Annotated in this window: 8 protein-coding genes; 7 read left to right on the top strand and 1 reads right to left on the bottom strand. The window is 63.5% G+C overall.

The window, feature by feature from the left end:
• The first annotated feature begins 16 nt into the window (after window positions 1-16).
• Genes BTO20_RS18215 through BTO20_RS18195 form a run of 5 tightly spaced genes read left to right on the top strand, consistent with a single transcriptional unit; the run spans window position 17 to window position 4,912 of the window.
• A complete protein-coding gene (locus BTO20_RS18215; RefSeq protein ID WP_087082301.1) occupies window positions 17-1,084 on the top strand; it encodes an ATP-binding cassette domain-containing protein in 1,068 nt (355 codons plus the stop codon).
• A gap of 4 nt (window positions 1,085-1,088) precedes the next feature.
• Window positions 1,089-1,898, top strand: a complete 810-nt coding sequence (locus BTO20_RS18210) for an ABC transporter permease (protein WP_087077705.1) — start codon at window positions 1,089-1,091, stop codon at window positions 1,896-1,898.
• Window positions 1,898-2,758, top strand: a complete 861-nt coding sequence (locus tag BTO20_RS18205; protein WP_087082299.1) for an ABC transporter permease — start codon at window positions 1,898-1,900, stop codon at window positions 2,756-2,758. The genes BTO20_RS18210 and BTO20_RS18205 overlap by 1 nt, the downstream gene beginning before the upstream one ends.
• A gap of 40 nt (window positions 2,759-2,798) precedes the next feature.
• A complete protein-coding gene (locus BTO20_RS18200; RefSeq protein WP_087077704.1) occupies window positions 2,799-4,043 on the top strand; it encodes a phthiocerol/phthiodiolone dimycocerosyl transferase family protein in 1,245 nt (414 codons plus the stop codon).
• A 38-nt stretch (window positions 4,044-4,081) separates the two neighbouring features.
• The gene (locus BTO20_RS18195) at window positions 4,082-4,912 is read left to right on the top strand and encodes a class I SAM-dependent methyltransferase (protein WP_087077703.1); all 831 of its coding nucleotides are present in this window, start codon (window positions 4,082-4,084) and stop codon (window positions 4,910-4,912) included.
• A gap of 7 nt (window positions 4,913-4,919) precedes the next feature.
• Here BTO20_RS18195 and BTO20_RS18190 read toward each other — a convergent pair whose 3' ends face one another.
• Window positions 4,920-6,398, bottom strand: coding sequence for a flavin-containing monooxygenase (locus tag BTO20_RS18190; RefSeq protein ID WP_087082297.1), 1,479 nt, complete (start codon window positions 6,396-6,398; stop codon window positions 4,920-4,922).
• 257 nt (window positions 6,399-6,655) lie between these two features.
• Here BTO20_RS18190 and BTO20_RS18185 point away from each other — a divergent pair, with 257 nt between their 5' ends.
• Both BTO20_RS18185 and BTO20_RS18180 read left to right on the top strand, forming a co-directional pair.
• Entirely contained in the window at window positions 6,656-8,221 is a 1,566-nt protein-coding gene (locus BTO20_RS18185) for a PE-PPE domain-containing protein (RefSeq protein ID WP_232491184.1), read from the top strand.
• A gap of 495 nt (window positions 8,222-8,716) precedes the next feature.
• Window positions 8,717-10,396, top strand: a complete 1,680-nt coding sequence (locus tag BTO20_RS18180; RefSeq protein ID WP_087077702.1) for a PE-PPE domain-containing protein — start codon at window positions 8,717-8,719, stop codon at window positions 10,394-10,396.
• Window positions 10,397-10,409 lie beyond the last annotated feature (13 nt).

The following is a 10,409-nucleotide window of genomic DNA, read 5'->3' as shown; positions in this document are numbered from 1 at the left end:
TGATGAGGAGGTTGTGTTGACTACCCCGGACAAGAGCGTCGTCGTCAACGAGATCCACAAATCGTTCGGTGCGGTAAAGGCACTGCGCGGGGTCAGCTTCGATGTCGGGCGCGGAGAGGTGGTGGCACTGCTCGGGCCGAACGGGGCCGGTAAGACCACGATGGTCGACATCCTCTCGACGCTGACCCGGCCGGACCGTGGTGAGGCCAGCATCGCCGGCTTCGACGTCACGAAAGACCCGGCGAGCGTGCGCCGATCGATCATGTTGACCGGGCAACAGGTAGCCCTCGATGACGTGCTGACCGGTCGCGAGAACCTCATGCTGTTCGGGCGATTACAGGGTCTGACCAAGTCGGTGGCACGCTCCCGCGCCGAGGACCTGCTCGCCGAGTTCGACCTGGTCCATGCCGCGGATCGCCGGGTGGGCACATATTCGGGTGGTATGCGCCGACGCATCGACATCGCCTGCGGACTGGTGGTCCGCCCCGAGGTGGTGTTTCTCGACGAGCCCACCACCGGACTGGACCCGCGGAGCAGGCAGACCATCTGGGACCTGGTGTCGGGCTTCAAAAAGCTGGGCATCGCAACCCTTTTGACGACCCAGTACCTCGAAGAGGCCGACGCGCTGAGCGACCGGATCATCGTCATCGACCACGGCACGGTGGTGGCCGAGGGAACCGCCGATCAGCTCAAGGAACGCACGGGCGGCAGCTACTGTGAGATCGTCCCGCGTGACCTCAAGGATCTGCCGGCGATCGTCACTGCACTCGGACCACTCGTACCCGAACACAGCAGGACGGCGCTCGAGGAGTCGGCCGACCGCATCGCGGTGCCTGCCCCGGACGGTCCCAGCACCCTGGTGGAGGCGCTGTCGTTGCTCACTGCGGCGAACATCGAACTCACCGACATCGCCCTGCGGCGGCCGTCGCTCGATGAGGTGTTCCTCACCCTCACCGACGATTCCGACGTGTCACCACCAGATGTCGCGGCAGCCGAGGAGGACGACGGGGACGACGCGTTGGCCGGCGCCGGCGCCGGCAAGCACCGGTTGAACGGCAGCGAGCCGCAGTTGGAGAGGATGTGATGCCATGACGGCCGCGCTGAGCGCCGCGCGACCGCGCCCGTCGACCATTGGGCAGTGGTGGGTCCTCACCGTCCGGCTGGTCGCGCCCTCACTGCGCAACGGCGAGGTGGCCACTGGTGTCGTGGCAGTCGTGGTGTTCGCGGCGGGTTGGTACATCCCGCTGAATCACATGATGGGCGCCAGGTCGGGAATGAGCAGCTACGCGCAGTTCCTGATGCCGCTCATTGCACTGCAAGGCATTTCGTTCGCCGCGATCACCGGGGCGTTGCGGGCCGCGACAGATTCGGTCAAGGGCATCAACCGCCGGTTCGATTCCATGCCGATCCCGGCTCTGACACCGCTGGTTGCGCGTATGTCGGCGGGCGCCTACCGGTGCGCGATCGGTATCGCCGCAGCACTGGCCACCGGATATGTCATCGGCTTTCGGTTCTATCGCGGTGTCGGCTACGCCGTACTGTTCTGCGTGCTGCTGTTGGCGATCGGCATGGTGCTGTCCTACCTCGCGGATCTGCTGGGCAGCTCGTCGAAGAACCCCGAGGCCACCACACAGTGGCTGATGCTGCCGCAGCTGATCTTCGGGCTGCTGTCCGTCGGTATCCAACCCGTGGAGCACTTCCCGCATTGGATCCAGCCGGTGGTCCGCAATCAACCGATCTCCCAATTCATCTACGCGATGCGAGAACTGGCCGGCGATTCGACGCCCACGGCGGCTCCGGTCAGCTGGTCGGCGGTGGGTCCGTCGGTTGCCTGGCTGGCGGGGGTCACCGTCGTGATGATCCCGCTGTCACTGGCTCTTGTGTTGAGGCGGCGATGATGTCGGTCACCGATCACGCGGTACCCCGTGACTCTGCCGTGCTCAGCGAGTCCGCGTTCCCGATTCCGGATCGCCGGTTCGGCGAGAACTCGGTGCGCGTGCTGCCGGCCCACATCTGGGCGCAGACCAAGCGGCTGCTGATCCGGCTGGTTCGCGATCCGATGACGTTCGTGTTCGGGCTCGCACTACCGATCTTCTTCCTCGTGGTGATGAACATCGTTCTGGGGGACGCGATTTCGTCGGTCACCGGGCACAGCGCACTGTATGGCAGCGTTCCGCTGGTGACGCTGATCGGCGCGATGAACGGCGCTTCGGTCGGTGTGGTCGGGTTCATCTCGGAACGCAACGACGGGTTGCTCGCCCGGCTGTGGGTGCTGCCGGTGCATCGCGCATCAGGGCTTGTCGCACGGCTGTTCTCCGAGGCGATCCGGGTCGCCGTGAATTCTGTTGCACTGCTTGCGGTCGGCCTGGCGTTGGGCCTTCGACTGGAGCGGGGCGTGCTGGCCGGTGTCGTCTGGTTGTGCGTACCGGTGCTGTTCGGGATGGCGTTCGCCATGCTGGCGCTCACCATCGCGGTGTACTGGCCCAGCGCAACGCTGGTCGAGGCGATCACCCTGGTTTCAGCGCTGCTGTTGTTCTTCTGCACCGGTTTCGTTCCGCTCGACCAGTATCCGAACTGGATTCAGCCCGTTGTCGAACATCAACCGCTGTCCTACGCGACCGAGGTGATGCGCAGCCTGACGCTCGGCGGCGGCTTGCTCACGCCGGCTGTCGGTGTCCTGCTCTGGTCCGGCGGCATCATCGTGGCGTGCGTGGTCCCGATGGTGGTCGGCTATCGCCGGGTGAGCATGCGCGGATGAGCACCATGACGACCGGACCGCGCAAGGACGAGGAGCCCTGATGACCTTTCCCACCGCTGTCATCCGCAAGCTCGCGCCGAGCGAGGACTTCTTCGCTGAGACACAGACATTCACTTCGGTGACGCTGGAGTTGGCGGGACCTCTCGATGCGGACGCGATGTCGATGGCGTTCGACTGTCTGCTGGAGACATATCCGGTGTATGCCGGTCACCTCGAGCAGGCCGCCGACGGGCGCTTTCAGATTGTCGGCGACGATCTTCTTCATCCGGGAATGTGGTTGGCCGGAGACGATGACGCCGACGCGCAGATGCCGCTCGATCAGGGTGCTTCGCTGATCAATCTGGTCGTGCGCCCCGTCGAGGGCGGCGGTGAACTCATCTTGTATGTGCACCACAGCCTGGCCGACGGCAATCACATCGCCGGACTGCTGTTCGACCTGTTCACTCGCTATACCTCGGTGGTGACCACAGGGGATGCCGGGCCTGTCAGCCCGCAGCCGGCTCCCGAACCAATCGAGACGATCCTCGAGCAGCGTGGCGTCGAGAAGCTGTCGAGGTCGGGGCTCGATCGGTTCATTCCCGCCATGTTCGCCCATGAGCTGCCGCCCCGGCGATCGACCGACTCCACCAAATTTTCGCAGCCCGTCGCCGTACCGACCGCACGAGGCCGCCTGAGCAAAGCCGAAACAGCCGCATTGATCAAATACGGCCGCAAGCATCGGCTGTTCGTCAACAACCTTGTGTCGGCGGCAATCCTGTTGGCCGAGTGGCGGGTTCGCGAGACCCCGCACATTCCCATACCGTACGTCTACAACGTCAATCTGCGTCCGCTGCTCGAGCCTCCGGTCTCACCGACAGCGTGCACCTTGGCGCTGGGAGTCGCCACGTACCTGGCGCAGATCACCCCGTCCACCACACTCGTCGAGCTCGCCGCAGAGATCGCGTCGACGCTGCAGGCCGATCTCGGCGACGGCGTCGTGCAGCAGTCGTTGCTTCACTTCAACCTGCAATACGAGGGGACCCTGCCGGGGTTGGCAGATGTGGTGTTGTCCACCAACATCGGCAACGTCGCGGCGATGCCGACACCGCCCGGGTTGGAAGTCGTCGGTTTCTCATCGCAATTCCATCGAGCCTCGTCGGCTGTCATCGACGTGTACGGATTCGGAGTTGTAGCCGGTGAACTGGTCCTCGAACACCACGTCGACGCGGCTGCGCCGGAGCGATCGCTGGATCTGATTCTCACCATGCTGCGTGCGGCGTCCGTCGAGGCGACCGCGCTGTCCTGACCGTCAATCTCGAGTACATCACCGAAGGGTTGGTTCGAATGGCTACCAAGATGCACGTCGACTTGAGCGGTCCGCCGCAGACGATGCTCGACATGGTCTACGCGAAGGCTCTGGACGCAGATTCCGCGCGGCCCGTGTTGGGTGATCGCTTCGCGAAACAGCTGATGACCCAGCTGGATTACGACTGGACCAAGAGTCCCATTCCCCGTCAACGCCGCAGGCAGGTGACCTCGATCGCCGTCCGCGCCGCTCAGTTCGACATCTGGGTAAAGCAGTTTCTCGCGGTGACTGAACAGCCCATCGTGCTTCATGTGGGGTGCGGGCTGGACAGTCGGGCATTCCGGGTCGATCCGGGACCCGGGGTCGAGTGGTACGACATCGACTTTCCGGACGTCATCGCCCTGCGCGAACGTCTGTACCCGGCCCGCCAGAATTATCATCTGGTGTCGTCCTCGGCCACCGATCCCAGCTGGCTCAACAACATTCCGAACGATCGTCCTGCCTTGTTGATCGCCGAAGGCGTCAGCATGTATCTCACCGAACATGATGGCATCGACCTGCTGCGTCGCGTGGTCAGTCGGTTCCCGTCCGGGGAACTGCAACTCGACTTCTGGAGCCGGTTCGGTAGACGCGCCCAAGCGAAGAACAACAAGGTGGTGCGATGGTCAGGATCCGATCTGGGCTGGGCGGTCAACGCGCCGGATGAGATCATCGGTCAGATTCCGCGGGCCCGGTCATTGTGTGCGATCTCGGTGTTCGAGGCGAGCACCGTCCAGCTACTGCCGAAGGGATACCGGCGATTCGCCGCCGCCGCAGCACGCACGCCGGGGCTCCGCGACATCGTTCAGTTCCACCGGTACGCATTCTGACCCGCGGTCAGCTGAAGTGGTAATCGCTCAGCGGGAACCTCATCGATTCACGAATCGCATTGCGTCGCGAAGTCGGCCGAGTGATGGTGGCATTACCACGGAAGTAGTATGACCGCGACGTCGCGCAGTTGCCCCGGAAGAACACCATGTCGCCGAGGCGACGGGAGATCCGCCGGTGGAACGCCGCGCTGGCGCGCTCGGTGATCTCGAACGTGTCAGAACCACGACGGAGTAACTCCCCGAAAAGCCGGGACATGTGCCGCATCTGGTACTCGGTCATGGTGAAGAACGACGCACCGGTGAAGGCATACGGGCTGGCCATGTTCAGGTAGTTGGGGAAACCGGGGACCGACAGGCCCTCATAGGTCTGAAAATTGTTTTCCCGCCACCATTTCCCCAAATTGGCACCGGCACGGCCGATGACCTCGATCGCGGGGAAATTGGCATCCCACAGGTCGAATCCCGTTGCCAACACCAGTGTGTCGGTGACGGTCTTGCGGCCCTCGCCGTTGATGATTCCGTCCGGCTCGATCTGGGCGATGCCGGTGGTCTCCAGATGGACGTGGGGCAGTGCAAACGTCCGATAGTAGTGATTGGAGAAGGTGGTGCGCTTGCACCCGAAATCGTAGTCGGGCGTGAGTTTTCGCCGCGTCGCCCGATCGCGCACAGATGCGAACATGTGCAGCTTGGATACCTGGGCGGCGCCGCGATTCAGCGGTTTGGACCAGTTGTAATGCACCACCGCCGTGAAGATTCCCGCCTCGGCGATGGCATCGGTGAGGACTCTGAGCAGCCGCTGCGACAGGGGGAATCGGGCGAACAGTCGCTGCACGGCCGCCGGAATCGCGAAATCGACGCGCGGCACCACCCAGATCGGTGTCCGTTGGTAGACAGTCAGTTCCGCCGCTCGCTCGGCCAGTTCGGGGATCAACTGCACGGCGGTCACACCCGTGCCGATGATCGCGACGTGTCGGCCGTCGAGCGAATAGCCGCCATCCCACTTGGCGCTGTGCATGATCCGGCCCTCGAAGCCCGCGATCCCGGGGATGTCCGGGATCCGTGGCTGCGACAGGTAGCCGGTGGCGGTGATCAGGAATTGCGCGGTCAGCGTGTCGCCACCGGCGAGGGCCACTTGCCAGCGCTGGGAATCCTCGTCCCACCGGGCACTTTCGACTGTCGTGCCGAAGCGCATGTAGCGGCGCAGATCGTATTTCTCGGCAACGTGGTCGGCGTAGCTCTTCAACTCGTCGCCGGGGGCGTGCAACCTGGACCAGTACGGATTGGGTTCGAACCAGTACGAATACGTGGTGGTGGGGATGTCGACGGTCAGCCGGGGGTACCGGTTGACATGCCATGTTCCACCGAGGTCGTCTTCACGATCGAGGATGGCCAAATTCTCGAATCCGAGGCGATTGAGCTGGATCGCCGCACCCATACCGGCGAAGCCGGCGCCCACGATGACGGCGTCGAATCCTTCTGCGGTCACACACATACGGTACCCGTGCGGCACCGACTTAATGGGCCGAAATAAGACCGAGATCTGCATCCGAGATCACAAAAGTCGGACTTAGTTGCGAGTACAAACAATTCCTCGCCGAATCCCGATATTTCGCCATCGCCCAACGAAATTCACAGGTTCAATTTGCCGGACACAGCACATTTCGCGGCCCACCTGGTGGATGATGCATGGGTATCGCAAGTCGGGGCGAGCCAAACTGCACACCACAATCAAGCGGGTTCATCATGCGCGTCTTCATTCGGTCAGTCCTGGTGGCACTGTTGGTCGTTTCAGCCGCGGTCCTGCTGGCCCTCACCGCCACGATGACCTCGGTGTTCACCCTCACCGCGGCATCGAACTACATCATCAGGGGCACCGAGTACGCCCAACCGTTCTGCAGACCCTATTGCGGCACGCTCGACACGCCGCAACAGAATATCGACCTGGCGACGCCATACATCGATGCCACTGTCCCGTCAGCGGCTGCGCAGCCGAATGTATTCGTCAACTATCCCGCGAGTTTCTGGCCGTTCTCAGTGGGCTACTTCCACGCCATGACTTACGACGACGCCGTGGCCCTCGGCGTCGCGGCATTACCGTCACCCGGAACCATCAGTTCCGGAAGTGTGATCTTCGGATACTCACAGGGCGCGAATGTCGCGACGCAGTACAAGCGGAGCTTCAATCAATACTGGGCCAACAATCCGGGGACGCCGCCTGCGGTCAGTTTCGTTCTGATCGGCAACGGCAACCGGCCCAACGGTGGTGCGCTGGAACGCTTCAACGGGCTCTACATCCCTGGCCTGGACTTCACCTTCAGCGGCGCCACGCCCACGACGACCGCCGGTGCCGCGCCGGGCCAGATCACGACTTACGACATCGCCCAGCAGTACGACGGCTTCGCCGACTTCCCGACCAACCCACTGAATCCGTTCGCCATGGCGAACGCCGCGGCCGGTCTGGTCCTGGTGCACCCCAACTATCAGAACGTCGACCCGAACAGTGCCGTTTACCAGGGGACCCAAGGCGATACGGCCTATTACCTGATTCCCACCTACCCGGTGCCGCTGCTCATGCCCATCGCGAACATTCCGGGAGCGGGCCCGATCATCGCCGACACATTGGACCCCGTGATGCGGGTGCTCATCGAATCCGGCTACAACCGCACGATAAACCCAGGGCAGCCGACGCCCGCGAACATCTTCTACTTCCCGAATCCCGTGAAGTTCGCGGCGGCCCTGGCCGTCGCCATCCCGACGGGCCTGTTCATCGGATTGGAAGATCTCACGGGGGAGCGCACACCGGGAACGCCGCCGGCATACGTGCAAGGGCAGGGCGCCTACGGCATCTTCGGTCCGCCGGTGACGCTACCGAACCAGCCTCCGCCACCCGTTCCGCTCTCCCAGGTCATGGCGTCAACGCAGGTGCCCAGCGGCCAATCATCCACATCCGCCCCGAATCCCACGGAATCGCAACAGGTTGCCGATACGCAGACCGCGGCACCGACCACCGATACCGGGACGCCCGAGAGCAGCACGCCGCCGGCCGACACGACCAGCCAGCCGGTGCTGAACAAATCGATTCTGACGCCGCTACTGCCGGCGGTGAACAAGCCGAAGTTGAATGTCGTGCGGGGCGCGACAACGGGCAAGTCAGGTTTGACGACCGGCGTCCAAAGCACCGTTTCATCGGTGAAAGGGGTTGTGACGAAAACGATCACGTCCATCGTAAAGGCGCTCGGCACGAAGCCGCCGGCGGCGCAGGCGCACACTGGTTCGGCGGATACAAGCTCTGCGGGGGCGGCGGGATAGCGCTCAGCGGCTGAGCTGCCGTGCGTGGCTCGTCCAGTTGTTTGCTGAATAACTGTTGAGTTCAGCTGCTGCTCGCGCCATTGTGCCCGGCGGCGGATCACTCCGGCCGATCCAGCAATGTCCGCGGTCCAGGCGTCCACGTGGCGTGGGGATCGCGATATCGGCGTGCGCGGTTGCCGCTTTGAGCACAACGGATACGTCGCCCGATGCAGGTGGCTGATACTCCGGCTCGCGCCAGTCATTGTGATACATACGCATTTAGCGGCGGAGTGCCACCCGCGCGCCTGCTGCAGCGAATGTCGCGTTCCGCGCTGGAGCTACGAACCGACCACTGGGCTGCCGCCACCGTAAGAGCTACCGAAAATATTGTTTCTGGCGAAAATTGCAGCAATTTCACAGGAACGGCACTAGTCTTCGATGTGAGCGGTCCCATCAGTTAGCCAGATTCACCCGTCGGGGCGGAGGAATGCCGTGGGAATTCATCGACACAACACCATGAGCGCCAGGACGGCGTCGTACGTGACGGCCGGAGTTGCGCTGGAACTGGCCGGTCTGGTCGGGTTCGTCAATGTCGTAGACGCCAACGCGCCGATGGTGCGCCTCCTTGCGGCGACCAGTATCTTCATCGACGGCACCAAGGACATCATTCCCACCGGCAATTCCCAAGCGCCAGACCGGATGCGCGGCACCCTCAGCGGTGTCCTCGACCAGGGCTACGACTATGTTTCCACCCCCGGTGCGGGCGGCAACTACTACGTCCAGTACCCGCGATCGTTCGGAGTCCTCACCGGGCTCACCGATCCCACCTATGACGCGTCGCGAACCATCGCGACCCAGAACACCATCACCGCCATCAAAGACGCCCGTACGCAAAACCCGAACGACCCCATCTACGTCGTGGGCTATTCCCAGGGGGCCAACGCCGAGTCCGAGGCGATCCGCCAGTTGGAGGCCGAGGGATATGACACCTCGAACATCACGTTCGTGTTGGTGGGCAACGGTGCGCGCAACAACGGCGGCCTCTGGGCACGGCTGCCCGCCGGCGTGTACGTACCGCTGATCGGGCTGAGCTTCGGCGCGTCGATGAACCCGGATCCCAACGGTCCGCAGGTGATTCAGATCAGCAAGCAGTATGACGGCGCCTCGGATGTGCCGCAGTACGTGCTCAATCCCGTCGCCTGGGCCAATGCCGCCCTGGGGTTCGTCTACGTTCACAACGGCTACTACCAGGACGTGGATTTCGACCTCAACCACGATGGAACCATCAGTTCGGCCGATGTAGCTCTGGCCCAACAGGATCCGGCGCACTATATCGTGACGACCAACGGCAACATCTCCGACGTGGTGATCCGGAATCCCGAGGGTCAGCTGCCGTTGACACGGCCGTTGCTGGATCTTGGGGTGCCTCCCGAGATCGTCAAAGCCCTGGATCCGCTGCTGCGGGCCATCATCGAGACGAGCTACAACCGACCGCCGAACGGTGGGGTGTATCCGGCGCAACCGCAACATCTCGAGTTGCTGCCACCCGTGACCCGGTGGGAGGCTGACGCCGACGCCGTCGCCGCGGGATTGAAGGAGACCATCCATCGTCTCGAGGCGCTGAACACCGTGCACGTCAACCCGATCAGCCCGCTGACCGCCGACTCCACGCTGCCACAACCGCCAGGCGGAGAACAGCTGACGGCGGCGAAGCATCAGGAGACCACCATCGACCAGGGGGCGCCGCAGGGCGGTGCGCAACTGACGGCCGCGAAGACACTCGACGCACCGGATGCCGCGGAGGCTTCGGCCGGCACGGTCGACCAGGTCGGGACATCTGAAGCCGGGCAGGATGTCTCGGGCGCACACGATGCGGTCTCGCCCCCGACGACTTCGGATACGCCACCGGCGCCGAAGAAGCCTCAGACCAATGTAGTGCGCGGTCCGATCGGTGGATCGCCCGCGCTGTCGGGGCTGAAGACCGTCACCGCCAAGATCAACGGTGCGGTGACCGATGCCATGACCAAGGTCAAGGACGCCTTGAGCGGCAACCGCACCGGCAATAAGGTCAGCCCATCGACAGCAGGCTCTGAGGGCACTGGTGCAGGCGCGAATACCGGTACGACGCAATCTGATACCGACGGTGCTACGTCTGGAAGCGGGTCTGGTGCTACCGACAATTCAGGAGGAAGCTAGAACCAACGCAGTG

The sequence above is a fragment of the Mycobacterium dioxanotrophicus genome, assembly GCF_002157835.1.
Taxonomy (GTDB): domain Bacteria; phylum Actinomycetota; class Actinomycetes; order Mycobacteriales; family Mycobacteriaceae; genus Mycobacterium; species Mycobacterium dioxanotrophicus.
Note: the sequence above shows the minus strand (reverse complement) of the source record. Positions and strands in the feature narration are given on the sequence as shown.

Bases quoted from the DNA above. Each gene is read 5' to 3' on its own strand.
- BTO20_RS18210 (WP_087077705.1), top strand. From the start codon at position 1,089: ATGACGGCCGCGCTGAGCGCCGCGCGACCGCGCCCGTCGACCATTGGG.
- BTO20_RS18205 (WP_087082299.1), top strand. From the start codon at position 1,898: ATGTCGGTCACCGATCACGCGGTACCCCGTGACTCTGCCGTGCTCAGC.
- BTO20_RS18200 (WP_087077704.1), top strand. From the start codon at position 2,799: ATGACCTTTCCCACCGCTGTCATCCGCAAGCTCGCGCCGAGCGAGGAC.
- BTO20_RS18195 (WP_087077703.1), top strand. From the start codon at position 4,082: ATGGCTACCAAGATGCACGTCGACTTGAGCGGTCCGCCGCAGACGATG.
- BTO20_RS18185 (WP_232491184.1), top strand. From the start codon at position 6,656: ATGCGCGTCTTCATTCGGTCAGTCCTGGTGGCACTGTTGGTCGTTTCA.
- BTO20_RS18180 (WP_087077702.1), top strand. From the start codon at position 8,717: ATGAGCGCCAGGACGGCGTCGTACGTGACGGCCGGAGTTGCGCTGGAA.